We start from the raw sequence: 25327 nt of genomic DNA on the forward strand, positions 1-25327 counted from the left end.
TTTTTCCATTAACTAACTAAATCATTTCAAATTTTAACAGGTTTAGTGGCTGCCCCGCTTACATTTGCTTTAACCGGTCAAACTCGGCTTGAAATTGTTGTTTTTTTGCTTCAACCCGTCTGTTTTCAAGCCGGGATTTTTCACCAATATGATTAAGGGCTTCATTCAGATCATCTATCGCCTTAGGATAATTGGCTAATTGGTAATACAGATCAGCCTGAGCCTCGTAATATTTCGGATAATCCTCTAATTTTTTATAAGCATCTGATAATAAATCGTAAGCGAGAATATTGTCGCTCTTGTAATACACTAAATTACGAAGCAGATGAATGGCCAGCCGATAGCTACCGGCCTTTATCGCCGCATTGGCGTAATTTAGGGTGACAACCTGATTGTTGGGTCTGAGCAGGTATTCTTGTTCGAGCATCTCCAGCGCTTTGTTAAATTGATTCTGGCCGAGCAAAATATCGGTATAAGCGTCCACGTAATACAAATTGTGTGGCTCTTGCTGCAGTAATTCTTCGATAATTTTCTGAGCTTCAACAAACAGACTGTTGTCGAGTTTAGCCAACGCCAAACCGTACAAATTGGCTTTGGTGTTGCCCCCGGGCTGACTTAAACGTTGTTCAAATATACCTATCGTCTCTTTAGCCGGATACTGATATCGGGCTAATACCCGTGCTTTCGCCAGAATGTAGTCCTGGCTGTCAGGGACATAACGTTTTTCAAACTGCTCTGCCCGCAAGCGAGTATCGCTAACCCTGGCTTGTGATAAAGGGTGGGTCTGTAAAAAGGCTAATTGTTGGTTAACGAAGCGGTTTTGCTGGGTAAGTTTATAAAAAAACTCGGGTACAGCGTAGGGGTCAAAACCCGAATCGGCCAGGATTTTCATGCCTATCCGGTCTGCTTCCTGCTCATTGCCTCGAGTAAAATTTATTGCGCTCTGCTGGGCCGCACCTTGCGTTGCCATCATGGCTGCCATGCCAGCCTCCGGATTCACCGTCGCCAGCACTATCGCGCCCAACATACCGGCCAACGACACCGGCGCGCGCTGATTTTGTGCTTCAACAAAACGGGCAATATGACGTTGTGTAACATGGGCAATTTCATGGGACATCACTGAGGCAAATTCGCTTTCAGATTCTGAAACTGCCAGGGTACCGGTATGTGAGGCAATATTACCGCCTAATGTCGCGAAGGCATTGATATTTTTATTGTTAACCCAATAAAACTTAAACGGAAATTTAACATCGTTGGCCCGGGCAACCAACCGATTGCCCAGATCATTTATATATTCGTCAAGCAAAGGATCATAAACCATCGGTAAGCTGCCACGGGTTTGCCGCATCAGCACATCGCCCAGCTGCTTTTCTTTTTCAGGTGTGATGGTCGAAAACGCATTACCGCCAATATCAGGCAAACCTGATTGTGCTATAGCGGAGCCCATCAGCAGGCTTACACTGGCGATGCACCCTATAATAAATTGCTGGACCGCTTGATATGACATACTGCCCCGATTTTAGTGTCAGTTGATGGCGTTAACTGCATAATTGGTCTGTTAACTGAAGTTTTAGTTCAATAGTAAGCGACTGACTGCAGTATTATTGCGCAATCGACATGCTTACCCGAAAGCCGGGGTAATCTAGCATATTCGGCTGTCTGTCTGACAGATAAGCCACAAAAATTGTTCTAAGTTAGTTATACTGAGCCAATAAGTTGTTTTTGCACGCAAAGGGTTGGAGTGGCACTATGCTCGATTGGTTAAAGAAGTGGTATGCCAATAAGTTTTCAGATCCTCAGGTCGTGACGCTGTTTTTAACATTGTTTTTAGGGTTTCTGGCGATCTACTGGTTAAGTGGCATGCTGGGGCCGGTATTAGTGGCAATTGCGTTTGCCTATTTGCTGGAGTGGCCGGTCGCGCGCTTGAGCCGTCTGGGTTGCAGTCGGACCATCAGTACAACCGTTGTGGTGGTAACGTTTATTTCGGTTATAACTCTGATTGTTATGTCAATTATTCCGGCGGCCTGGGCACAGGGGCGAAATCTGGCTAAAGACTTGCCCAGTATGATAGCTTCCGGTAAAACCTACCTGCTAGAGCTGCCAGAGTTATTTCCGGGTATTATCAGTGCTGAACAAATTTACTTAATGATCCAAACCGCGGATGAGCGGTTAATGACCTTCAGCCGGGAAATCCTGTCACTGTCATTAGCGTCGATATTTGATGTGGTGGCGGTGCTCATCTACCTGGTATTGGTGCCGGTAATGGTATTTTTTATGCTTAAAGATAAAGCATCGTTAAGCGCAAGCTTTGTTGAACTGTTGCCTACTGAACGCAAGCTGATTAGTCAGGTCTGGAACGAAATGAACGGTCAGATCATGAATTATATCCGGGGTAAAATTCTGGAGATACTGATTGTCGGCGCGGTCAGCTTTGTTGTGTTCACATTGTTTGGTCTGAACTATGCTTTATTACTTGCCGTGTGTGTTGGCTTCTCGGTGCTGGTACCCTATATTGGTGCGGCATTAGTGACATTGCCCATTGCCCTGGTTGCCTTGTTTCAATGGGGGCTGACTGCCGAATTTGGCTATCTGATGCTGGCCTACGGCATTATTCAGGCGTTAGATGGCAATGTGCTGGTGCCGTTATTGTTTTCCGAGGTGGTTGATCTTAATCCGGTTTTCATCATTATCGCCGTGCTGTTTTTCGGCGGCTTATTTGGTTTTTGGGGCATCTTCTTCGCGATTCCGCTGGCCTCATTAGTTAAAGCGACCATTAAAGCCTGGTCGAGCAGGGTTCATCCGCAGCCGGAGGCTGACGCTGAGTCTCTGCAATGATATGTGAAAATTATCAGGAGTGAATATTTGGAATCCTTATTTTTTGATAATTGGCAGACATTACAGCGAACCGTGGTAATTGGGATCCTGGCCTATTTAAGTTTACTGGTATTATTAAGAGTTTCAGGGCAGCGTACGCTGGCAAAGATGAATGCGTTTGATCTTGTTGTCACAGTGTCACTCGGTTCAACATTGGCTACTATTCTGCTCAATAAAAACGTTACCCTTGCTGAAGGAACACTGGCATTGGCATTGCTAATCGGGATGCAGTTTGCTGTAACCTGGTCGAGTGTTCGCGCAGCTTGGTTTAGAAAGCTGGTTACTGGTGAGCCAACGCTATTATTTTTTCATGGGCATTATCTGACTGTTGCAATGAAACAAAGCAGAGTAACCAAAGATGAAGTAACCGCTGCGGTCAGAGCGGCAGGACTAGATGATTTGACGAAAGTCAAAGCAGTAGTGTTGGAAACGGATGGTTCTTTTAGTGTGCTGGACGAAGGCGGTGGTGCCAGAGAATCAAGTTTGCAAGGGCTTAAAAATGCGGCCGGGTTGGGTAAATAACCCGGCGACACGGCTGCAAAGTATAGGTTTGTTGTTGCTGCTTCGCTTTTTTATAACCGGAAAAAACCGGCCTGACCGCAAAACAGCACAGATTATTACCAGCGATAACTGATGGTAATGCCGGCGGCTAATTCACGGCCTGCGGCGGGTTCAAAAGAACGCCCATTTGCTTGATTAACGACTACCGCACCAACATATTGTTTGTCGGTAATATTGTTCAGGCTGAGCCACTGCGTAAACTGCCATTGCTGGTATTGCTGCTGACTGTTAACACCGGCATTGAAATAAATTGCAGCCGGTGCCGCATCGCTGTTGTAATCGTCGGTGTATACTTTGCTTCGATAGTGGCCTTGCAAGGTTACTTGCAACGGTATCGCGAGCAGGGGAGTGTAGCGCCATTGCCAATGTACTTCTGCCGCTGCAACCCCGGGTAACTGCTTATCAGCCCTTAGCCCCTCGTCAAACTCGGCGTGTAACATGTGACCAGACAGCTCAGAGCGCCACTGCGCTGAAAGTTGATAATGCCATTGCCACTCCAGGCCTAATCTGCTTGTTTTACTGACGTTAGCAAAACTGGTGCGTCCCCCTTCGCTATTCTGAGCAATAATTTCATTGTCCGTTGCAATAGTAAACAGACTTAAACTGGCGCGCTGCTGGCTATTTTGCCATTTAAGGCCCGTTTCCCATTGCTGATTAGTGCTCGCGGCCAGTTGCAGATTTATGCCACCGGCAGGGCTGTATGCCAGCTCGGCAAGGGTAGGGGTTTCAAAACCTTTACCTGCACTGACAAACCAGGCCAGTTGCTGGTTTATCTGCCAGTTTACCCCTATAGCATAGGCTTGCTGATAATAATTGCGATGTCCACTATCATCCGGGTTTTCACCTTCGGTAAAGTAATCTGTGATCTGGTATGCCAAATCGGTATAGCGCCAGCCGCCGTGCCAGTTAACTGCGGCACTCGGTTGATAGTTTAACCGGATAAAGCCGTCAATATTTCTGGCCTGATTATCCTCGTCCCGGCGCAGATCGCCCCGTTGCCCAAAGTCGTTGATAAATCCAAAGCGTCGATCGTCAGTCTGCACCGCACTGCCGCCAATAACCGCGTTAACTTTATCGGCCAGGATCAACTGGTACTGACCCTTTATGCCATGGTATTGCCGATTTAACAGAACTTCGCCGCCAGAGGATGTAATGGCCGACCCCGGAAAAGGCAGGCGCTGGTTGATATCGCGCTGGCCCTGCCATAACGCGATTTGAAAAGGGTTACTGCCGTCGTCCGTTAAACTGACACTAGCCTGGCGCTGTTTTACTGTTTTTTCTGTATCAAAAACCTCTGCACCAGCAAGGGTTTGTTTGGGATTCTCCTGCCACTGGTCCGGGCTTAAACTAAGCGGGTCTTGCAGGTAAGGATCGTATGACCAGTCATAACGCACGTGGAGTTGCAGGGTGCTGGCTAATTGCCGGTGCCAATTAAATTGCAGCTGATCTTTTGCTGCTCGCGAGTGGGGCCGGTAACCATCGGTCTTGAATTGTTTTAATGCAAGCTGCAGGCTTTGCTTTTCGTCTACAACGCCGAGGTTAACCTGTTGTTGTTGATGCTGTTCACTGACGGCAATACTGGTTGCCAGGGTGTTTTGGTCTGGCTGGCGGCTGGTTAACGAAATAACCGCACCTGCGCCATTTCCGTAAAGCAGCGCCAACGGACCACGCAATACTTCGATACTCTGAACGTTATCAAGCAAGACACTGGCTAACTGGCCCTGGCCGTCAGGGGCGCTGAGCGGAATGCCATCCTGTTGCAGATATATGCCTCTGATCCCAAAAGGACTTCGGCTACCGAAGCCCCGAACACTCAGCCGGGTATCCTGCGCAAAATTAGCTCTGCTATCTGCCTGCAGGCCGGCAATTCCCTGCAATAACTGAGCACTGTCGAACAGTAAACCTGACTGTTCTGGCCAGGTTATATCGACTGTAGCCGGGCTTTGTAGCCAATTCTGGCTGGCACTGGTGGCGGTAACTACGATAATTTCGACCGGCTCATTAGCATAAATAACTGGAGCATTAAGCACTACCGCCAGTAAACTGGCGGTAGTTAAAGGTTTAAAAAAATACAAAGCAGATATCCTGTTATTTTTTTGGAGTGATACGTAAAATCTGACCGTCTTTCTGATCGGTCAACAAATAAACAGCACCCTCAGGCCCTTGCCTTACATCGCGGATCCGCTGACCTATCATGATGCGCTCCTCATGACTAACCGTTTCACCCGTTAATTCCAGCCGGACAAGCTGACCGAACTTCAATGATCCCACCAGCAGGTCTTGTTGCCAGGGTTTAATCAAATCGGCGCTATAAAATGTCATGCCACTTGGCGCAATTGAAGGTACCCAGTAGTGCAACGGCTGCGCCATTTCTGCTTGCTCGGTTTTACCAATCTTACCACCGCCATATTCTTCACCGTAGGTAATCACCGGCCAGCCGTAATTAACGTCAGCCCGGGTGATATTTATTTCATCGCCGCCTTGTGGGCCGTGTTCATGGGTCCAGAGCTGTTGCGTTTGCGGATGCAAGGCTGCACCCTGAATATTCCGGTGGCCATAAGACCAGATATCAGCAAGGGCATTTTCCTGCTGCAGATAAGGATTCAAAGTTGACGGGCTGCCGTCAGTTTGAATCCGGACGACTTTACCGTGATGAGTATCTGATGTTTGCGCATCGTCGCGGCGGCTGCCTCGATCTCCCAGGGTAATAAACAGGTCACCGTTAGCGGCAAAGACTAAACGGCCACCAAAATGATGGCGACTTTCAATTTTAGGTTGAGCACTGAAAACTACCTGCACCTGGCTAAGAGTATTGCCAGTGAGGGTGGCGCTGGCCACAGCCGTGCTGCTGCCATTTTCACCAGGTTGGTTGAAGCTAAAGAAAATCTGGTTGTTATCTGCAAATTGGGGGTGAAGAACCACATCAAGTAAACCGCCCTGACCCGCGACAGTAATATCCGGTAGTCCGGCGATTGGTTCACTCAGGCTACCGTCGGCGTTTACATAGCGCAAACGGCCGGCGCGCTCAGTAACCAACATTTTACCGTCAGCTAAAAAGGCCAGTCCCCAGGGATGTTCCAGGCCTGTGGCTATTGTTTCAACTTGCAGCGTGACCTTTTCGGTTTTAATTTCGGTCGTCTGCGTCTGGCCTAAGGTGTTAAAAGCCAATAGCACAGTGCTTGCGCACAGTAATTTGGTCAGCTTTTTCATAGCATCTCCATTTAAAATAGTTATAATCCTACCTGCTGTATCAGCAAATGGCAGTCAGACAGGTCAGAATAGCCAGCCGATACGACTAATGTCGCTTTCTGACTGAATTACTGGTGTTATTGCCGGTGTTTAAGATAGTCCAGAACAACCTGATGATGGTCTTTGGTTTTAAACTTATCAAATACATGTTCGATAGTGCCATCCTGATTAATCAGAAAGCTTAACCGGTGTAAGCCGTCATACACTTTACCCATAAATTTTTTGGTACCCCAAACACCAAATTGTTCTGCAACCTGATGATCCTCATCGCCTAGCAGAGTGAAGTTAAGTTGGTCGCGCTCAACGAACTTTGCCAACCTGGCAGGGGCGTCGGTACTGATACCGACGACTTGCACACCAAGTTCAGCTAGCGAAGCCTGATTGTCTCGCAGCGCACATGCCTGAACGGTACAGCCCGGCGTCATCGCTTTAGGGTAAAAATAAACAAGTACCTTGCTTTGCTGCAGCAGTTTGCTCAGGCTGACTAGTTGGTTGCGTTGGTCTGGCAGGGTAAAGTCAGGGGCTTGCTGGCCAGTGGTTAATGTTTGCATGATAACTCCTTATTCAACATGTTATTGCCCGAGGATGACGTTTTGGTGCTCGTTCGCTTATCTCATCACGAAAGCGCCACTGAGATTAAGTTGACCTAACAATGCCATCACTTCAGATTCGATATCTGAAGGGTTGATACCCTCAGGTATTTCCACCGTTATCTGGCTGTGTAATTGCACTGTATTGTCACTGTCAACGACAGTAGCCGATTGCAAAGAGCCGATATAAATATTGTGGCTGGCAAGCAGCCCGGTTATTGCACCTAGTGTACCAACCCGGTCTGGCCCTGAATAATCCAGTATATAGTGAGCGACAACCTGTGTTCGTGGCCGGGCAGTAGTACGCTTGGTCATTGTGGTCAGATCAAGTTCTAATCCCAGGGCTGGGATCAGATACTCGATTTTGCTAATCGCAGCCTGGTCGCCCTGTATCAGCATAATAAAAGTAAATTCGTTACCAAAAACCGCCATTCGGCTGTCGATTATATTGGCGTTGTAGTCAGTTACCAGCCGGGCCAGTTTACTGACAATGCCCGTGCGGTCAGTCCCGATAGCTGTAATTACAAGTTGCTGAGACATAAAACTCCGTTCAGAACATATAGCGATACTGAATAAGGTGTTAAGTCTATCATAAGCCCTTTAGACGAACTATTAGCATTATCGGGTTGGCGTCTTGTGTTTGTCTGCCGCACTCTTTAACATAGGGCGCCTTGTTCTTGCCCTTGTCTGTTGTGGAGCCCGTGACTGTGATGTTCAGTGGAAGTTTTGTTGCCTTAGTAACCCCTATGCTGCCGGATGGTGAAATTGATTATAAAGGGCTGGAACAGCTGGTAAGTTTTCACTTGCAGCAAGGAACGGATGGCCTGGTTATTATGGGCACCACAGCAGAAGCCGCTACCATTAGTTTTACTGAGCAGCTTGAGATAATTGGCAGGGTGGCGAGTCAGGTAAGTGGCCAAATTCCGGTGTTAGCGGGTAATGGCACTAACGCTACTGCTGAGGGAGTTTTGCGGACCCGGCAACTTGACAAACTGGCGATTGATGGCTTTTTGACAGTAACCCCTTTTTACAATAAACCCATGCAAAAAGGCTTACTGGCACATTTTAAACAGGTGGCAGCAGCGACGGCTAAACCCTTGTTGTTATATAACGTGCCAGGCCGCACCGGGGTAGATCTGCTGCCTGAAACTGTTGCCGAACTGGCGATGACCGATAATATAGTCGGCATTAAAGAAGCGACCGGCTCACTAACCCGGCTGGCTGAATTACAGCAACACTGTGGTGCCGGGTTTGCGTTGTTAAGTGGTGACGACGCCACCAGCCTTGATTTTATGCAGGCCGGAGGCCATGGGGTGATTTCGGTTACCGCAAACGTTGTTCCTGCGTTGTTAGCGCGTTTATGCAGTCTGGTCCGGACAGGACGAACTGAAGAGGCTCGGACACTGGACAATATGCTCCAGGGTTTGCATCATAAGTTATTTATTGAATCTAATCCCATTCCAACAAAATGGGCATTGCAGCGAATGGCATTAATTGATTCAGATTTTATGCGGTTGCCGCTGACACAGCTGGAACCAATTCATCACGACACAATCGAACAGGCATTGCGACAGGCTGGCCTGCAGCTTTAATGTCTGGTTTTTTTATTAGTTTATTTAGTTAATCTGGCAAAATATACCGGGTTTATGGAAATACCTTTCAGGAGTAGTACAGGTGCATTATTGGAAAAAAAGTTGTATCACATTGTCGCTGAGCGCTGTATTGCTAAGTGGCTGTTCTGTATTTAAGGACGAACCCGATACTCGTGCGCAACGGCAACACGTTAATCTGGATATTCCTGCCGATCTGTCAACGCCGCGTCAGCCGGGTAAATATGATATTCCGCAAATTAACGGTGCTACAGGCGAGGTAGCCGATAAGTCACCGGTATTAGTGTTAGCAACCGCTACCAGTAGCAGGATAACGGATGAAGCTGAAAAGCGGGCCCGGGTAATGTTCGAACGCAACGATTTAACTGGTGAGTTGCTACCCTTTTTACAAACCGAAATACGTGACTATTTTGCGGCCCAAAATATTGAACTCATGGCAACGGATAGTCAGGATCTCAGTTTTGAAACCGATTGGATCAAGCGTTTCCGGACAGAAGGATTCTGGTTTTGGCAAGATGCCAAGCAGTTAGATGAAGCACGGTATGCGATAAGCATTGATCCGAAGCCACATGGCAGAACTGCAATTGTCTCAGTTAACTTGCTGGAACACCGGTATTTTGATAAGCAGGCGGAGTTAAGTAAAGCTGCTGCACGTGATAATGAGGTGATGTTGTTAAATGGACTGATTAACCAGATTTCAGTGGCTGAAATAGAAACAGCTATTGCAAACCGGGATCGGGTACAGGAAGTGGGGCTTGAGCCTGGCTTAAATAAAGCAGGTGAACCGGCATTTATTACAACGCAATCCATTGATGTTACCTGGTCGCAGTTAGAGCCGGTGTTTGAACAGCTTAATTTCACTATTAATGATATTAATCGCTCGGTATACACGTACTATGTCAGTTACAAAAAGCCGAGTCGTGGTATGTGGTCATCTTTGATGGGCAGAGAACCACCGCCAGTTTTACCTATTGCCGATAACGATTATCAGATTGTATTGCAGCGCAGTGACGCGGGCACGGTGATAAACCTGCTGAGCAAAGATGGCCAATCATTGTCGGCTGACACTATCGCTGCAGCCTATGATCCTTTTGTTGCTGCAATCAGAGCAGCAAAAGTGGAACTTTAAGGCACAGGCATAAAAAGTCATTTGCCAATAGCATAAAGATCTTTATACTTTCGCCTGATTTTTTCGCCAGGCGATTGGAGTGAATAATGGTTCAAAAAACGACAGAATTGTACCGCGGTAAGGCAAAAACAGTATACAACACGACTGATGACAACTTACTCATCCTTCACTTTCGCAACGATACCTCAGCTTTTGATGGTGAGCGTATTGAGCAGCTTGATCGCAAAGGCATGATAAATAACAAATTTAACTTTTTTATTATGCAAAAGCTGGAGCAGGCAGGTATACCAACACAGGTTGAAGCCTTGCTCTCAGATGATGAAGTTCTGGTGAAAAAACTGGCGATGATTCCGGTTGAATGCGTGGTCCGTAATTATGCCGCTGGCTCGCTGGTTCGTCGTTTAGGCGTAACTGAAGGCATTGCGCTGACGCCCGCCACGTTTGAGTTGTTTTTAAAGAACGATGCATTGCATGACCCTATGGTAAATGAGTCTCTGGCAACTTCGTTTGGCTGGGCAACCGCCGAGCAATTAGCCGAAATGAAACGTTTAACATTTAAAGCAAACGATGTGCTGCAGACGTTGTTTGCCGATGCCGGGATGCTGTTAGTTGATTTTAAATTAGAGTTTGGCATATTTAACGGCCAGGTAGTACTTGGCGACGAGTTTTCGCCAGATGGCTGTCGTCTGTGGGACAAGGCAACCCGTAAAAAGCTGGATAAAGACAGGTTCCGTCAGGGGCTTGGTGGTGTCGTTGAGGCATACGAGGAAGTCGCTAACCGGCTCGGTGTGAACTTAGGTTAAGTCTGCAACAAAGCCACCGAAAGGTGGCTTTGTTGCGTTATACCATCATAATAAGGTCGCTAACCAATAATTGAGGAGTTCAGATGGCATTACGGACGCAAGCGGTTAAGTTGTTGCTGGCAACGCTATTTATGCTGTGCAGTAATCTCGCATCTGCTGTTGAAGTTAGCAACTTATATGTTGCCGATGTCAGTGCAGATCAATCCCAGCGTCAGTGGCAGAGTAATGCCCTCACTCAGGTCATCACCCGTTTAACCGGAATGACTGACCTGTCAGCCTACCCGGCGATTGCCAATGAACTGGACAATGCCGGTAAGTATGTTAAACAATTTGAATCTGTCCGTTCGAATGGCACCAGCCGTTTAAAAGTGTTGCTTGATGCCAAATTGATTAATGTGTTATTGCAACAACAGGGTATTGCTATCTGGGGGGCGCATCGTCCTGAAATATTGGTCTGGATTGTCCAGCAGCAAGCAGGTAACCGATTTTTTTTGCGCCAGCCAGATAATGAATTGGTGCAGTTGCTGCGGCAAAGTCTGGTTGAACATGGTATTCCGGTCACATTACCGCTTTATGATATGGATGATCTGATGGTGTTGACTGAAACCGATGTTTGGGCGGGATTCTGGCAAGCTATCGGGCACGCTAGTAACCGATATCGCCCAGACATGATAATGACCCTGGCGCTTGATGATGTAAGCGAGGATGGAGAGAAGCTGATGCGGCTGAGCTGGCAGCGGCAAAGTCCGGTGCCTGGCACAAATCAGACCCGGATAGTTCGCAATGAAATTACCGCAGCTGAACGTTCAGATCTGGTGCGTGAATTCAGTGCAACGTTAACGGGCGAATTGGCGGCAGAGCAGGCTGTTGTGTTGCAGGCTGAGCCGAACACTTATCATCTGGCGGTCACTAACTTGCAAAGCCTGGCTGATGTGGTGGCGGTAGAGACGTTATTAAACCGCGTGCTTGGTGTCGCATCGGTAACGTTAAGCGAATACTCGGCAAATGAAGCTCGGTTCGCGGTTAATTTACAAATTGATCTTTTGCAGTTAACCCGGATTCTGCAATGGGAGCCGGCGTTAATATTATCGCCGACGACACAGAGCATGGTGACAGGTATGACTGAACGGTCACAGCCTGCTGTCGAATTAAACCTGGAATCGCGGGCCGATACCAGATACATGTTTATCAGACGTTAAATGCAACCATTGCAATACACCCTGGCAGTGACGCTGCCAGATGATGAAACATTAGATAGTTTTTATGCTGCAGGCCAGACCGAAGCGGTAAGTGTGGTAAAGCGCTATTTGCAGCAACCTGCCGGTCAGCCGCCGTTGTATCTGTTTGGTGCCAGTGGTAGTGGTAAGTCTCATTTACTTTATGCCTCCTGTATTTTTGCTCAGGAGCACGGCTTAACCAGTCAGTTGCTGGCGTTACAGGATTATCAGCAGTTAAGTCCGCGTTTGCTCGATAATTTAGAGCAGCTGGATGTGGTTTGTCTGGACAATATCCAGGCGATTGCTGATGATCTTAGCTGGCAGATCGCAATATTCGATTTATACAACCGGATGGTTGAACAAGGCAAAGCGCTAATTATCGTGGCAAATCAGACGCCCTCTGAACTGGGTTTTAAACTGGCTGATCTGGTTTCCCGACTTCACGCCTGTCAGAGCTTACAATTACGATTGCTTACTGACGACGATAAACAGAAACTGTTAAAACAGAAAGCCCATCAGCGTGGTATGGAGTTGGGCGACGATGTAGCCCGTTTTTTACTCAACCGCTATGAGCGGGATATTCGGTCATTGGTGGCGATCCTGGATCAACTGGATAAGGCATCTATTGTCCATCAGCGTAAATTAACTATCCCCTTCGTTAAATCTATTCTCATTTAGCAACTTAAGTCCTATTTTTGCGGAAAAAAGCCGCTTTGCTACTGCCTGTTAGCTGCCATTTTGGTGTATCATTAGCGGTTTTAATCTTACTGACGATCTTGGCTGCTTTGAGGACAAAGATGAATCTGACTGCAATATTAGACAATGCACTGCAAGCTGTTGCTGCTGCCCCAGACATAGCGGCACTGGAAGAGGTTAGGGTAACCTTCATGGGGAAAAAAGGCAGTATCACTGAGCTGCTGAAATCCCTAGGTGCAATGGACCCTGAACAGCGCAAACTGGCTGGTCAGCAAATCAATGAACTTAAACAGCAGGTGCAGGATGCGCTGAATCAAAAGCGGGATCAATTGCAACAGGCGCAGTTAGCAGCAAAACTGGCTCAGGAACAAATTGATGTGACCCTGCCAGGACGTAAGCTTGATGATGGTGGCCTGCACCCTGTTACCCGCACTATTGTCCGGATTGAAAGCTTTTTTACTGAGTTAGGTTTCGCGGTTAAACATGGCCCTGAAATCGAAGATGATTTTCACAATTTTGATGCGTTAAATATTCCTGAGCACCATCCGGCGCGGGCTGATCACGATACCTTTTATTTCAATCCGAAACTGATGCTGCGTACCCAGACCTCAGGCGTCCAAATCCGCACTATGGAACAACAGCAGCCACCGCTGCGGATTATTTCGCCAGGGCGGGTATATCGTAACGATTACGATCAAACTCATACGCCGATGTTTCACCAGGTTGAAGGGTTAATGGTCGACAAAAATGTCAGTTTTACTGAGCTCAAAGGCATTTTGCATGACTTTTTGCAGAATTTTTTCGAGGAAGATTTACAGGTACGGTTCAGGCCATCGTTCTTTCCTTTTACCGAGCCATCGGCTGAAGTGGATGTGATGGGCAAAAATGGTAAGTGGCTGGAAGTATTGGGCTGTGGCATGGTGCATCCTAATGTGTTGCGCTCAGTAGGCATTGACCCTGAAATCTACAGTGGCTTCGCCTTTGGTATGGGTGTAGAGCGGCTGACGATGCTGCGTTATGGCGTGACCGATCTCAGATCCTTTTTCGAAAACGATTTACGCTTTTTAAAGCAGTTCAGATAAGCGGAGTATTCCAAGTATGAAATTTAGTGAAATGTGGTTACGGCAGTGGGTTAATCCGGCGATTGATACTGCAACCTTATCTGAACAACTGTCGATGGCTGGCCTGGAAGTGGATGGTATAGCGCCGGTTGCCGGTGTATTTAGCGGTGTGGTGGTCGGTGAAGTGGTGGCCTGTGGTCCGCATCCCGATGCTGATAAGTTACAGATCACGCAGGTAAATATCGGCCAGCCAGAATTGCTGGATATCGTTTGTGGTGCGAAAAACTGCCGCAAAGGTTTAAAAGTTGCCGTAGCAAAGGTTGGTGCGGTATTGCCCGGCGATTTCGTGATTAAAAAGGCCAAGCTGCGCGGTCAGCCATCACATGGCATGTTGTGCTCATTCTCTGAGCTGGGTATGGCAGATGATTCTGACGGTATTATGGAATTGCCGGCAGATGCACCGGTAGGTATTGATATCCGGCAATATCTGGAACTGGATGACCATACAATAGAAGTGGATTTAACGCCAAACCGGGCTGACTGTCTGGGTATTAAGGGGCTGGCCCGCGAAGTTGGAGTGCTAAATAAGCTGTCAGTATGTCAGCCTGAGATGGCTGCAGTAGAGCCAACAATTTCCGAGCAAAAAGCCATTAAACTGTCGGCACCGGGAGCTTGTCCGCGTTATCTGGGCCGGGTTATAAAAAATGTTGATCTGAGCCGGCGCAGCCCGTTGTGGTTGACTGAAAAATTACGCCGCTGTGGTGTACGCAGTATCGATCCGGTAGTCGATGTGACTAACTATGTACTACTTGAGTTAGGCCATCCGATGCACGCCTTCGACTTAGATGAGCTGGCGGGTGATATTGAGGTGCGTTTTGCTCGCGATGGCGAGAAGCTAGTATTGCTTGATGAAACTGAAATTGAACTAAAAGCAAACACCCTGCTGATTGCAGATAATGAAAAAGCCTTAGCCATGGCAGGTATCTTCGGCGGTTTGCAAAGCGGCGTTACCACGAAAACCAGCCATATTTTTCTGGAAAGTGCCTTTTTCTCACCGCTGGCAATTGCCGGCAAGGCCCGCCAATATGGATTGCATACTGACGCGTCCCACCGCTATGAACGCGGTGTCGATCCACAGTTGCAACGCACCGCTATCGAGCGTGCAACAACTTTACTGTTGCAGATAGTAGGGGGTGAAGCAGGTCCGGTTGTTGAAGCCGTTTCTGCAGAGCACTTACCAAAAACTGCTGAGATAAGTCTGACAGAAGCAAAATTGCTTCGTCTGTTGGGCCATCCAATAGCCAAAACGGAAGTAAGCGATATTCTGACCCGTCTGGGCTTAACGGTCAGTGAAACTGCCATGGGCTGGGATGTAACGGTGCCGGGTTACCGGTTCGACATTCAGATCGGTGAAGATTTGATTGAAGAGATTGCCCGGGTATACGGCTACAACAATATTCCCAATGTTGCGCCGCAAGCGGCGTTAAGCATGCGCAGGTTCAGTGAGGCTGAGTTGAATATTCAACGCATGCGAGAGCTGTTAGCTGATCGCGGCTATCAGGAGGCGATTACCTATAGCTTCGTGGATCCTAAAGTGCAGCATATTTTATTTCCTGGCCAGCACGCTTTAGTGTTGCCGAATCCGATCTCTGCCGATATGTCGGCGATGCGGCTAAATTTGTGGCCCGGCTTAATCCAGGCTGTGCAGCATAATCAAAACCGACAACAAACACGTCTGCGTTTCTTTGAGTACGGCCTTAAGTTTATACCCGATGCCGCGGCTGCTGGCGGCGTTCGTCAGGTTGAAGTAATTGGTGGTGTTGTCGTTGGCTCATTGAGTAATGAGCACTGGGCAATTGATGAGCGCCCGGCAGATTTTTACGATGTAAAAGGTGATGTTGAAGCATTGCTTAGCATGACCTCAGCTGCAAGTGAATTTATATTTGGCAGTGGTGAGCACAGTGCCTTGCATCCGGGGCAGACGGCTCACATCAGCAGGGCTGGTAAAACGGTTGGTTATCTGGGGGCATTGCATCCGGAAGCTGAACGTAAACTAGGAATTAAAGGTAAAGCCTATCTGTTTGAACTGGAGCTGGCAGCGTTTGGGCAACGTGCTATTGTTGAAGCAGAAGACTTATCTAAATACCCAACCAACCGACGAGACCTGGCGGTGGTAGTGAAAACGGATGTGCGTTTTGCTGATATTACTGCTAGTATAAAAAAAGTTGGCGTAAATCAATTGGTTGACCTAAAATTGTTTGACGTATATACCGGACAGGGTGTAGCAGACGGTTATAAATCACTTGCTATCGCACTGACCTTGCAGGACAAAACACGCACGCTTGAGGATAGAGATATCCAAGTTGTTGTAAATCAAGTAGTTGGCGTGCTTAAAGACGAATTCGACGCAACGTTGAGGGATTAAGAATGGCGCTTACCAAAGCTGATTTAGCAGAACGTTTGTTTACCAAATTTGGCGTTAGCAAACGTGACGCTAAGTTGATCGTAGAAGCTTTTTTTGAAGAAATCCGTACCGCGCTGGAAGCGGGTGAACAAGTAAAGTTATCTGGCTTTGGTAACTTTGACTTGCGGGTGAAAAATGAACGGCCGGGGCGCAACCCCAAAACGGGTGAAGATATTCCGATCTCTGCCCGTTGTGTCGTCACATTCCGACCAGGGCAGAAGCTAAAGGCCAGGGTTGAAACGGGTACCAGCAAAGCCTGATTTCAGTCTCACAAGCGTTCAGCAAGCTTGGTGCAGGTTACTGGTTAGCGGGCTAAGTAGTATTGTATTGCCTGTAAAAGCTATTAAGAGTTGTTCTCGATAAAAAAACGATAACTACCTGCCGGGTCGTTATCGTTTTTTTTTGTCAAAAAAATACTACAAACTGATCCGCTTCTCCGCTTTACTTGTAAAGAAAAGAGTTCACTACCGTGTTTATTTATTTAGCGACAATGTAGAGTTGAAACTGTATGTTAAGAGTTAATAACAATGACTATTAAAATAGGTATTAGTGCCTGCGTGCTGGGCGAACCTGTGCGATTTGATGGCGGGCATAAAGCATCAAGTTTTTGCCTGCAGCAACTGAATACGCTGGTTAAATTTGTCGCAATTTGCCCCGAGACGGCCATAGGGCTAGGTATACCCAGGCCGGCGATCCGTTTGCAACGTGATCAAAAACAGCAAATAAAGTTGGTACAAAGCCGTGACAATGCCATTGATCATACTGCGAAAATGCTGGATTACACTGAAAAACTGCTGCCGACATTGTCCACTTTAAGTGGCTACGTGGTGTGTGCTAAATCACCAAGTTGTGGTATGGAGCGGGTCAGGGTTTACGATGACGCCGGCCAGCAATTGGGTAAAATCGGGACCGGTATTTTTACTCAGCAACTTATGCAGCGTTATCCTTGGTTGCCGGTAGAGGAAGATGGCCGTTTGCTTGATCCAGCACTGCGCGAAAATTTTATCACCCGGATATTTGCCTGCCATGATTATCAGCAACAAATGCAGGACGGTTTCAATGTCGCCAAATTGGTGGATTTTCATAGCCGTTATAAGTTTTTAGTGATGGCGCATAGTCCGGTAGCTTACCGCGAGCTGGGTCGTTTGGTAGCCAGCGCAACTTTATTTAATCCGGCGCATTTAGCGGAACGTTACCTGAATGATTTAATGCAGGCGCTGAAAAATATTGCCAGTCGTAAACAGCACGCTAATGTGTTGCAACACCTGCAAGGTTTTTTTAAAAAATCTCTGAGTAGCACTGAGAAAGGTGAACTGACTGATGTAATTCATCGCTATCGCCAGGGATTTTTACCTTTGATGGCTCCACTTACCTTACTAAGTCATCATTTACGGCAATATCCTAACCGGTATGTTGCTGCTCAGCGTTATCTTAACCCTTATCCTGAACAACTTGGATTGCGAGCCTGATATGGCTAAATCGACCTCATTACATATTGTCTGGTTACGCAACGATCTCAGGTCGTTTGATAACGCGTCTCTGTATCATGCCTGCAAGAATGCAGCTGAAAATGACAACAGTGCTGTAGTTGCCATTTATATTGCCACGGCTTCCACATGGCAGCAGCACAATATGGCGCTTATTAAGCAAGACTTTATCCGGCGCCGGGTTAAACAAATGCAACGTGAGTTGGCCCAGCAAGGTATACCGTTACTGGCGTTGGAAGCAGATACTTATCAGGATTGTGAAGGAATTTTCGCCACTATAGCGCGCGCGGGTATGGTGGCGTTGTATGGTCAGACCGAATACGAGCTAAGAGAGCAGCAACGGGATAAAAAAATAACGGAGCAATTACAGGGAGTGGGTGTGGACGTGACTTGGTATGACCGACTATGTGTTATGCCACCTGGTAGTATTCTGACGCAAAGCGGGGATACTTATAAAGTATTCACACCGTTTAAACGTAATTGGCTTGCCAGGCTGCAGGAGCAGGGCGTTCATTGTTATCCCAGGGTAAAAAGTACTTCAGAATTTGCGACAGACGATCTGATTGAGCAGTTGGGGTTGCCGGCTATGGCTACCGGAGATGATAGCTCTGCAGACTGGCCTGTGGCTGAGCAACAAGTGCTGGATAATATGCGCTCGTTTTGTCAGCAGCATGTTGATGATTATCAGAAAACCAGGGATGTACCGGCAGAAAAAGGTACATCAGGATTATCTGCTTATCTGGCGTGTGGTGTGGTCTCGGCCCAGCAATGCGTTAATCGTCTACAAATGGAAGCTGGGCAAGTACTTGAACAGGAGAAAAGCGGTGCCAGTGTCTGGTTATCGGAGCTTGTCTGGCGTGATTTTTATAAACATATTCTGGTTGCGTATCCAGATCTGATCAAGCATAAACCATTTCAAACCGATACTGCGAACATCAAGTGGCGTAATAGCAAAAAATTGTTCAACGCCTGGTGTGATGGTAAAACCGGGTACCCCCTGGTCGATGCAGCGATGCGGCAGCTTAATCAAACCGGATGGATGCACAACCGACTGCGAATGATCACCGCCAGCTTCCTGGTCAAAGATTTGCAGATAGACTGGCGCTGGGGTGAGCAATATTTTATGTCGACATTAATTGATGGCGAATTTGCAGCAAATAACGGTGGCTGGCAATGGGCAGCGTCAACCGGTACTGATGCCGCGCCTTATTTCCGGATTTTTAATCCAGTTACGCAAAGCGAACGTTTTGACCCGCAAGGCGAGTTTATCCGCCATTTTATGCCAGAGCTGGCACACCTCAATAATAAAGAAATTCACTGGCCGCATAAAAAAGCGACCCCTGGTAGTTACTGGCCAGCGATAGTTGATCATAGCGAAGCCCGAAAAATAACCCTTGCCCTGTTTACTGAGGTTAAAAAATCAGATGAATGAATGTACTGAAAGTAAATTGGCACGTTTTTTAAATTTTTATAATGGGTTATCGCATGATGGTTTAAACCAGCTTGACGAACTGTATGCACAGGATGTGACTTTTATTGATCCGGTTCATCAGCTAGAGGGGCGTCAGCAGCTAACCGAGTATTTTTCTCACGCGTATCAGCGGCTAACCTATTGTAAATTCGATGCAATAAGTCAGACTGAGGGTGAGCAATTGAGTTTTCTAAGCTGGATTATGACGTTGTCTCATCCGGCGATCGGTAAAGGTAAACCTGTTAAGGTTCATGGCTGTACTGAGCTTCGCTGGCGGGGGCAGCACATTTGGTATCACCGCGATTATTATGATCTGACCGAACTTGTTTACCAACATCTACCTATACTTGGTTGGGCAACTTCTGTAGTAAAACAAAAAATGGCAAAAGCCTGATTAAGGAAGCGTGAATGCGTATAGCAGTAATTGGCGGGGGCATTTCTGGTATGCTCAGCTGGTATTTATTAAAGCAAAAACACGATGTCACCCTGTTTGAGGCAAATGATTATCTGGGGGGCCACACTGCTACTGTTGATGTAGAAGTGGCAGGTAAGTCTTATGCTATTGATACCGGTTTTATAGTATTTAACAATTGGACTTATCCGGTATTTAATAAGTTTATTAGAGACTTAGCGGTAGAGAAGCTTGATACTGAAATGAGCTTTTCGGTAAAGAATTCGCAACAGAATCTAGAGTACAACGGTAACACAATCAGCAGTATGTTCGCCCAGAAACGTAATATTTTTCGCCCCTCGTTCTGGCGAATGCTCCGTGATATCGTCCGTTTTAATAAGTTGGGCAAGCAATTGGTTGCTGAAAATCATCCTGATCTTGATTTAAAACTGGGTGAGTTTTTACTCAAGTATAAGTTTGGCAGTGGTATGCGGGACAACTATTTATTACCGATGGGGGCAGCTATCTGGTCTGCTGGTTTAACTGAAATGCCATCCTTCCCGGTTAGATTCTTTCTGCGTTTTTTTAATAATCATGGCTTACTGAATATCACTGACAGGCCACAGTGGGCGGTGATCAAGGGTGGCTCGAAGCGCTATGTCGAGGCGCTGCTTGCCAGGCTCGGTACTGCTAACCTGAGATTATCACAACACATTTTGTCCGTTGGCCGGAATGAGCAAGGTGTTACTCTGAATTTCGCCAACGGTCAGCAGGAACAGTTCGACAAGGTCGTTTTTGCTTGTCATAGTGATCAGGCATTGGCTCTGCTTGGACAGGCAGCCACTTCGGATGAGCAGGCAATTCTGGGGGCTATCGCTTATCAGCAAAATGAAGTGGTACTGCATACAGACACAACTTTATTGCCAAAACGACGTAGCGCCTGGGCTTCATGGAATTACAATTTAGATGCGCCAGAGCGTGAACGCGCTACCTTGACGTACAATATGAACATATTGCAGCGTCTGGATGCGCCAGTCACCTTTTGCGTTACGCTTAATAATTCTGCTGCTATTGATAAAGATAAGATCCTTAGAACGTTTCATTACGCTCATCCGGTATACAACATGATGACCATGGCAGCGCAGTTACAGCGCAACGTGATCAATGGGCAAAACCATAGTTTTTATTGTGGCGCCTACTGGTATAACGGTTTTCATGAAGACGGTGCCAGAAGCGCGGTTGATGTTGCTGAAATGTTTGGAGTCAGTTACTAATGCAAGCGGGGCATGCGGTGTACTGCGGTACGGTCGGCCATAAACGCTTTATTCCGAAACCTCATGGTTTCAGTTATTCTTATAACGCTTATTGGCTTGATTGTGATGGATTATCGCCAGAAGGTTTATCACCTATTGGTATCAACTATGAAGCTTTCGGTGCTATCAGTTATCGGCGTCGTGACTATTTGTCGGGTGATAATCAGTTGTCGCTCGCTGTCCAGCATAAAGTACGTGAGTTGGGCGGTGAAAAGCCAATAGCTAACGTTTATTTACTGACCCCACTGGCCAACTGGGGTTATTATTTTAGTCCGATAACACTGTACTATTGTTACGATAGCGACGGGGCGTTTTGCTATTTATTGGCCGAGGTGAGCAATACCCCCTGGAATGAACGGCATTATTATTTGCAAACGATTATCGGCGAAAATAGTAATCCTGGTTTTTATCAGCATGATAAAGCATTTCATGTATCGCCTTTTAACCCTATGGATATGCAATACCGCTGGCAAATACCGGCACCTGCCAGCGAGTTATATTGTAGTATCACTAACGTTAGAGAGCAGCAGTCAGTGTTCAGTGCCTGGGTCAAACTAAAGCGCTTCAGCCTGACTAAGGCTAACCGTCGTCGGATCTTGATCCGCCATCCGTGGCAAAACGTACAGGTTGTGTGGCGCATATATTGGCAGGCATTAAAACTTTATTTGAAGCGGGTACCGCTGCATCAACATCCAAAATCCAGGGAAAAGTAGTTATGAGTCTATCGCTTACCGACCAGGCGGTTTTTACAAATTTGGGCTGGTTTGACCGGCTTTGCCGGAAATTCACCTTATCATTTTTAGGACAGTTGAAGCACGGGGATATTACCCTTGTTGAGGGCGAGCAACGATTCCAGCTCGGTGAGATTGGCAGTGATTTGAAAGTGACCCTTACCGTATTGGATCCTGCCTTCTATCAGAAGTTAGTACTGGCAGGCTCTGTTGGTGGTGGCGAAGCATATATTCAGGGATATTGGCGCTGTGACAATCTGACGGCATTAGTACGAATTTTCGGAAGAAACTTAGTTCTGCTGGATAAAATGGACTCAACCTGGGCAAGATTAAGCCGGCCATTTTTAAAAGCGTTAAACTGGCAGAATAGCAATTCAAAACAGCAGGCAAAAAAGAATATTGCGGCACATTATGACCTTGGCAATGAAATGTATCAGCTGTTCCTCGATGACAGCATGATGTATTCGAGTGCGGTATTTCCGACAGAAATGGCAGATTTAGCTGATGCTCAGCAACATAAGCTGAAACAGATTTGTGATAAGTTACAGTTAAAACCCACTGATCATTTAATTGAAATTGGTACTGGTTGGGGCGGTATGGCAATTTATGCCGCTCAACACTATGGGTGTAAAGTAACCACTACCACCATTTCCGCCGAACAACTGGCTTACGCTAAAGAAAAAGTAGCAGCCCTGGGACTAGAAGATAAAATAACTCTGCTGTTTGAAGATTATCGTGATTTGTCCGGGCACTACGATAAATTAGTGTCAATTGAAATGATTGAAGCAGTGGGTGACGATTATCTGGATGAATATTTTCAGAAATGTGCCAGTCTCCTTAAGCCAGATGGCTTAATGGTATTGCAGGCAATTACAATCGTTGATCAACGCTATAAACAGTATGTTCGTGAAGTTGATTTTATAAAACGCTATGTATTTCCCGGGGGATGTTTACCTTCTATTGGCAGAATGGCCACTGCAGTCAGCAGCAAAACAGATTTAGTGATCCGTCAGGTTCAGGATATTGGCTTTGATTACGCTAAAACACTGAAGTTGTGGTGCGATAATTTTATGCATCATCGTGATGCGGTGCACCAATTAGGCTACGACGATAACTTTATCAGATTATGGCATTTTTATCTGTGCTATTGCGAAGGCGGATTTTTGGAGCGCGCTACCAGCGCCGTCCATATGGTGTTGTCAAAACCAGATAATCGTAGTAGTTGGTAAGGTACAGGATATTGCCCGGTCAGCCTGCAATTTTTTCAGACTGACCGGTAAATTGTTCTTTATATTTTAATTTTAAGTTAATTTTGAATTTCTGTTTATCAATATATCCATTAATTTCAGCATGATAATTTTTTTATCTAGTTGGTATGACCGTTGCAACATTAAGAATGTTGTTGCCGTAGTATGAGATTACACTGAACCCCTGCGGCAAGGCTTTTTATTTAATGATCCAATGGAGACCGATTATGAATAGTGATATTGCAGAAGGTAAATGGCGTCAGATGAAAGGCTCTGTTCAAGAGAAATGGGGCAAGTTGACTGATGATGATGTTGATCAAGTCGAAGGTAATTTTGAAAAGTTTTGCGGTAAAATGCAAGAGCGTTACGGTATGAGCCGGGATCAGGCTGAGCAAGAATTTAACAGACTTAAAGATTAGCATCGACGACGCAGATTAATGATAAGGGCCGTAAGGCCCTTTTTTTACGCTAATCGTTTCAATATGTTGCCGAGCTGTTTTTAGGCACCGCCAGCGGACTTTTCATGTTACTGGCTGGCCATCTTACTACTTATCTTCGTAACTCGTGTCGGTTACGGTAAAACGGGTCAGACCAATTAATCTATCGGATTCTGTTACCACCTGAACCTGCCACTTTCCAGCAGGATAGGGCGGAAACACCATTTTATGGCTCCAGGCACGGTAGCCTGCTTCCCGGCCGCCTCTTATATCAAGTACAATACGGTCAACTTCTTTTCCGTTTAGTAACCAGACATGATGTATTTTCTCTCTTAGCCCACGTGGTGCACTGACCGCTGTCCACGCGAATAATCCCCGGTCCAGTTCTGTCACGTCAAGGGTTGAAATATTTATTCCTGCGCTGCGTTGTGCGGTGTCAACATGATGCGAAATTGTAATGTCAGACAGGCGCATGCCAGCTGGAGGGATCCAGCTTCGTATCTGCCATAATACGATGGCCATCACAGCCAGCATCAACAGCAATAGTGGTAAGCGCCACCAGCGAGCGGGAGGTAAAATCCGGTCCAGACTGGGTAAGCTGAACACCAATGCTGCTATAATTGCAGCAATCAGGCTCTGCTGGGTAGTCAGTTGCAGCAATAAAGGGAGAACCACCAGCAAAACCACAAATAATGCCAAGGTGTGATAAGCGACAAATAAAGCATATCGGGTGGCTAAGTGTTTGTAATACAGCGGGTCGATAATCGATATTAATGCACACAACAACAGGACGCTGGTAAATACCGCCTGACCATGATCCCAGTTGGTTACTGCCAAAAAGAAAGGTAATGCAAAAAATAAGCTTTCCTGATGCACTAACTGGGTTAGAAAGCGCACCAATATCGGTGACAAGCTCCAGCCAAAACGCTGTTTTAAGGTAGTTCTTAGCCAACTATCTGCAACCAGCACCAGCCAGCTCACCAGCATAAATGCTGCAATAAACTGGGCTACCGACTCTTTGCGATCTATCAGTACATAGCTGGCTATCCCCGAAACAAAGGCTAATACTGCCATTAATCCCGAGTGGCGCTGGAACAGCTCGACAAGCCAATGAAACGCCCCCTGTATTCTTAACAGTGGGTTTTTTTCCTCAAGTTTAGCTGCCAACTAACATGATACCTGCATCTAAAATAACAATCTTTTTATCTTTATAAAGCGCACCAATCGCCTGTTTGTAGGCTTTTTTACTGACACCAAACGCCTGATAAATAAGCTCTGGTGAACTTTTATCGGTCAGTGCCAGTTTTCCGCCATTTTGTGCAAGTTTTGTCATGATTTGTGTGGTAAGTTCCAGTGCCTGTTTGTGAGTAGTGGCATTTAAACGCAAATCTATCTTGCCATCATCCCTAACCTTAACGATGTACGCTGTTAACCTATCCCCACGGCGTAAAGGCTTGAATACTTCGTTTTTATACAAAACGCCCCAGTGGCACTGTTCTACTACCACTTTATATCCTATATCGGTTTGTTCACTGACAATGATATCGACTTTATCACCGATATTGTATCGGGGTTCTGTCTTATGCAGATGGCGATCTAATTTTGTAGAGGCAACAATTCGGTTACTGACGTCGACATAGCAATACACCAGATACTTCTGGCCTTCTTTTAAGGGGATCTGTTGCTCGCTGAAAGGGACCAGTAAGTCTTTTTTCAGACCCCAGTTTAAAAAAGCGCCAACTTTTGTCACTGCAACCACTGGCAACATTGCCACTTTACCGACCATTATTGCTGGTTTTTCTGTAGTTGCAATAAGTTGATCTTCTGAATCAAGATAAAGAAAAACCTCTAACTGCTGACCAATTTCCAGACCCGCCGGCGCCACATTATTGGGTAGTAAAATTTCTCCCCAACTTAATCCGTCTAAGTAAAAACCAAATTTAACCTGCTTTTTGACGGTTAGAGTGTTCAGGGTGCCAAGTGCAATCATCAGTAT

General features: G+C 46.5%; 24 protein-coding genes. 17 read left to right on the top strand and 7 right to left on the bottom strand.

Features of this window, described 5'->3' with window-relative positions; translation table 11 throughout:
• Positions 1 to 58: 58 nt before the first annotated feature.
• Complete coding sequence (locus tag B2Q61_RS11265) at positions 59 to 1507, bottom strand: M48 family metalloprotease (protein WP_290616129.1); 1449 nt, start codon at positions 1505 to 1507, stop codon at positions 59 to 61.
• A 242-nt stretch (positions 1508 to 1749) separates the two neighbouring features.
• Here B2Q61_RS11265 and B2Q61_RS11270 point away from each other — a divergent pair, with 242 nt between their 5' ends.
• Together B2Q61_RS11270 and B2Q61_RS11275 are read left to right on the top strand one after the other, a co-directional pair.
• A complete protein-coding gene (locus B2Q61_RS11270; RefSeq protein ID WP_290616127.1) occupies positions 1750 to 2835 on the top strand; it encodes an AI-2E family transporter in 1086 nt (361 codons plus the stop codon).
• Positions 2836 to 2862: 27 nt separating this feature from the next.
• Entirely contained in the window at positions 2863 to 3396 is a 534-nt protein-coding gene (locus B2Q61_RS11275; protein ID WP_290616125.1) for a DUF421 domain-containing protein, read from the top strand.
• Positions 3397 to 3491: 95 nt separating this feature from the next.
• Here B2Q61_RS11275 and B2Q61_RS11280 read toward each other — a convergent pair whose 3' ends face one another.
• The 4 genes from B2Q61_RS11280 to B2Q61_RS11295 all read right to left on the bottom strand — a co-directional run bounded on the left by B2Q61_RS11280 (position 3492) and on the right by B2Q61_RS11295 (position 7814).
• Positions 3492 to 5510, bottom strand: a complete 2019-nt coding sequence (locus tag B2Q61_RS11280) for a TonB-dependent receptor family protein (protein WP_290616123.1) — start codon at positions 5508 to 5510, stop codon at positions 3492 to 3494.
• Between the two features lie 13 nt (positions 5511 to 5523).
• On the bottom strand, positions 5524 to 6645 hold the full coding sequence (locus tag B2Q61_RS11285) for a PQQ-dependent sugar dehydrogenase (protein WP_290616121.1): 1122 nt from the start codon (positions 6643 to 6645) through the stop codon (positions 5524 to 5526).
• Between the two features lie 116 nt (positions 6646 to 6761).
• A complete protein-coding gene (gene bcp / locus B2Q61_RS11290; protein WP_290616119.1) occupies positions 6762 to 7235 on the bottom strand; it encodes a thioredoxin-dependent thiol peroxidase in 474 nt (157 codons plus the stop codon).
• A gap of 57 nt (positions 7236 to 7292) precedes the next feature.
• Positions 7293 to 7814, bottom strand: coding sequence for a glycine cleavage system protein R (locus B2Q61_RS11295; protein ID WP_290616117.1), 522 nt, complete (start codon positions 7812 to 7814; stop codon positions 7293 to 7295).
• Between the two features lie 170 nt (positions 7815 to 7984).
• Between B2Q61_RS11295 and dapA the strand changes: the two genes are divergently transcribed.
• From dapA to B2Q61_RS11370, 15 genes are all read left to right on the top strand, one after another.
• Positions 7985 to 8866, top strand: coding sequence for a 4-hydroxy-tetrahydrodipicolinate synthase (dapA, locus tag B2Q61_RS11300; protein ID WP_290616203.1), 882 nt, complete (start codon positions 7985 to 7987; stop codon positions 8864 to 8866).
• A gap of 82 nt (positions 8867 to 8948) precedes the next feature.
• Positions 8949 to 10013, top strand: coding sequence for an outer membrane protein assembly factor BamC (gene bamC / locus B2Q61_RS11305; protein WP_290616115.1), 1065 nt, complete (start codon positions 8949 to 8951; stop codon positions 10011 to 10013).
• Positions 10014 to 10099: 86 nt separating this feature from the next.
• The gene (gene purC, locus B2Q61_RS11310; protein ID WP_349678787.1) at positions 10100 to 10816 is read left to right on the top strand and encodes a phosphoribosylaminoimidazolesuccinocarboxamide synthase; all 717 of its coding nucleotides are present in this window, start codon (positions 10100 to 10102) and stop codon (positions 10814 to 10816) included.
• 83 nt (positions 10817 to 10899) lie between these two features.
• Positions 10900 to 12015: a DUF2066 domain-containing protein gene (locus tag B2Q61_RS11315; protein ID WP_290616113.1), complete on the top strand. Its 1116-nt coding sequence runs from the start codon at positions 10900 to 10902 to the stop codon at positions 12013 to 12015.
• On the top strand, positions 12016 to 12711 hold the full coding sequence (gene hda / locus B2Q61_RS11320) for a DnaA regulatory inactivator Hda (RefSeq protein ID WP_290616111.1): 696 nt from the start codon (positions 12016 to 12018) through the stop codon (positions 12709 to 12711). It abuts the gene before it with no gap.
• Positions 12712 to 12830: 119 nt separating this feature from the next.
• On the top strand, positions 12831 to 13811 hold the full coding sequence (gene pheS / locus B2Q61_RS11325) for a phenylalanine--tRNA ligase subunit alpha (protein WP_290616109.1): 981 nt from the start codon (positions 12831 to 12833) through the stop codon (positions 13809 to 13811).
• Between the two features lie 16 nt (positions 13812 to 13827).
• A complete protein-coding gene (gene pheT, locus B2Q61_RS11330; protein WP_290616107.1) occupies positions 13828 to 16215 on the top strand; it encodes a phenylalanine--tRNA ligase subunit beta in 2388 nt (795 codons plus the stop codon).
• Between the two features lie 2 nt (positions 16216 to 16217).
• On the top strand, positions 16218 to 16514 hold the full coding sequence (gene ihfA / locus B2Q61_RS11335) for an integration host factor subunit alpha (protein WP_290616105.1): 297 nt from the start codon (positions 16218 to 16220) through the stop codon (positions 16512 to 16514).
• Between the two features lie 267 nt (positions 16515 to 16781).
• On the top strand, positions 16782 to 17723 hold the full coding sequence (locus B2Q61_RS11340) for a YbgA family protein (protein ID WP_290616103.1): 942 nt from the start codon (positions 16782 to 16784) through the stop codon (positions 17721 to 17723).
• Position 17724: 1 nt separating this feature from the next.
• Positions 17725 to 19173 carry a deoxyribodipyrimidine photo-lyase gene (gene phrB / locus B2Q61_RS11345; protein WP_290616101.1) on the top strand — a complete coding sequence of 483 codons (1449 nt, stop codon included), beginning with the start codon at positions 17725 to 17727 and terminating at the stop codon, positions 19171 to 19173.
• Entirely contained in the window at positions 19166 to 19606 is a 441-nt protein-coding gene (locus B2Q61_RS11350; protein WP_290616099.1) for a nuclear transport factor 2 family protein, read from the top strand. The genes phrB and B2Q61_RS11350 overlap by 8 nt, the downstream gene beginning before the upstream one ends.
• A gap of 14 nt (positions 19607 to 19620) precedes the next feature.
• A complete protein-coding gene (locus B2Q61_RS11355) occupies positions 19621 to 20877 on the top strand; it encodes an NAD(P)/FAD-dependent oxidoreductase (RefSeq protein WP_290616097.1) in 1257 nt (418 codons plus the stop codon).
• Positions 20877 to 21629, top strand: a complete 753-nt coding sequence (locus tag B2Q61_RS11360; protein WP_290616095.1) for a DUF1365 domain-containing protein — start codon at positions 20877 to 20879, stop codon at positions 21627 to 21629. Before B2Q61_RS11355 ends, B2Q61_RS11360 begins: the two co-directional genes overlap by 1 nt.
• Before the next feature lie 2 nt (positions 21630 to 21631).
• Entirely contained in the window at positions 21632 to 22876 is a 1245-nt protein-coding gene (locus B2Q61_RS11365; protein WP_290616093.1) for an SAM-dependent methyltransferase, read from the top strand.
• A gap of 245 nt (positions 22877 to 23121) precedes the next feature.
• Positions 23122 to 23313 (top strand): CsbD family protein, encoded by a 192-nt coding sequence (locus tag B2Q61_RS11370; protein ID WP_290616092.1) that lies wholly within the window; start codon positions 23122 to 23124, stop codon positions 23311 to 23313.
• Positions 23314 to 23439: 126 nt separating this feature from the next.
• Here the strand turns inward: B2Q61_RS11370 and B2Q61_RS11375 are convergent, their stop codons facing one another.
• A complete protein-coding gene (locus tag B2Q61_RS11375; RefSeq protein WP_290616090.1) occupies positions 23440 to 24498 on the bottom strand; it encodes a DUF5924 family protein in 1059 nt (352 codons plus the stop codon).
• Entirely contained in the window at positions 24488 to 25321 is an 834-nt protein-coding gene (locus tag B2Q61_RS11380; RefSeq protein ID WP_290616088.1) for a CvfB family protein, read from the bottom strand. Before B2Q61_RS11380 ends, B2Q61_RS11375 begins: the two co-directional genes overlap by 11 nt.
• Positions 25322 to 25327: the final 6 nt, after the last annotated feature.

It is taken from the genome of Arsukibacterium sp. UBA5043, from assembly GCA_002415085.1.
In the GTDB taxonomy this organism is placed as follows: Bacteria; Pseudomonadota; Gammaproteobacteria; order Enterobacterales; family Alteromonadaceae; genus Alishewanella.

Coding starts and splice junctions, on each gene's coding strand:
- B2Q61_RS11355 (WP_290616097.1), top strand. CDS start 19,621: ATGCGTATAGCAGTAATTGGCGGGGGCATTTCTGGTATGCTCAGCTGG.
- ihfA (WP_290616105.1), top strand. CDS start 16,218: ATGGCGCTTACCAAAGCTGATTTAGCAGAACGTTTGTTTACCAAATTT.
- pheS (WP_290616109.1), top strand. CDS start 12,831: ATGAATCTGACTGCAATATTAGACAATGCACTGCAAGCTGTTGCTGCT.
- dapA (WP_290616203.1), top strand. CDS start 7,985: ATGTTCAGTGGAAGTTTTGTTGCCTTAGTAACCCCTATGCTGCCGGAT.
- B2Q61_RS11340 (WP_290616103.1), top strand. CDS start 16,782: ATGACTATTAAAATAGGTATTAGTGCCTGCGTGCTGGGCGAACCTGTG.
- B2Q61_RS11315 (WP_290616113.1), top strand. CDS start 10,900: ATGGCATTACGGACGCAAGCGGTTAAGTTGTTGCTGGCAACGCTATTT.
- B2Q61_RS11295 (WP_290616117.1), bottom strand. CDS start 7,814: ATGTCTCAGCAACTTGTAATTACAGCTATCGGGACTGACCGCACGGGC.
- bcp (WP_290616119.1), bottom strand. CDS start 7,235: ATGCAAACATTAACCACTGGCCAGCAAGCCCCTGACTTTACCCTGCCA.
- purC (WP_349678787.1), top strand. CDS start 10,100: ATGGTTCAAAAAACGACAGAATTGTACCGCGGTAAGGCAAAAACAGTA.
- B2Q61_RS11370 (WP_290616092.1), top strand. CDS start 23,122: ATGAATAGTGATATTGCAGAAGGTAAATGGCGTCAGATGAAAGGCTCT.
- hda (WP_290616111.1), top strand. CDS start 12,016: ATGCAACCATTGCAATACACCCTGGCAGTGACGCTGCCAGATGATGAA.
- B2Q61_RS11270 (WP_290616127.1), top strand. CDS start 1,750: ATGCTCGATTGGTTAAAGAAGTGGTATGCCAATAAGTTTTCAGATCCT.
- B2Q61_RS11380 (WP_290616088.1), bottom strand. CDS start 25,321: ATGATTGCACTTGGCACCCTGAACACTCTAACCGTCAAAAAGCAGGTT.
- B2Q61_RS11365 (WP_290616093.1), top strand. CDS start 21,632: ATGAGTCTATCGCTTACCGACCAGGCGGTTTTTACAAATTTGGGCTGG.
- phrB (WP_290616101.1), top strand. CDS start 17,725: ATGGCTAAATCGACCTCATTACATATTGTCTGGTTACGCAACGATCTC.
- B2Q61_RS11360 (WP_290616095.1), top strand. CDS start 20,877: ATGCAAGCGGGGCATGCGGTGTACTGCGGTACGGTCGGCCATAAACGC.
- B2Q61_RS11285 (WP_290616121.1), bottom strand. CDS start 6,645: ATGAAAAAGCTGACCAAATTACTGTGCGCAAGCACTGTGCTATTGGCT.
- B2Q61_RS11265 (WP_290616129.1), bottom strand. CDS start 1,507: ATGTCATATCAAGCGGTCCAGCAATTTATTATAGGGTGCATCGCCAGT.
- B2Q61_RS11350 (WP_290616099.1), top strand. CDS start 19,166: ATGAATGAATGTACTGAAAGTAAATTGGCACGTTTTTTAAATTTTTAT.
- pheT (WP_290616107.1), top strand. CDS start 13,828: ATGAAATTTAGTGAAATGTGGTTACGGCAGTGGGTTAATCCGGCGATT.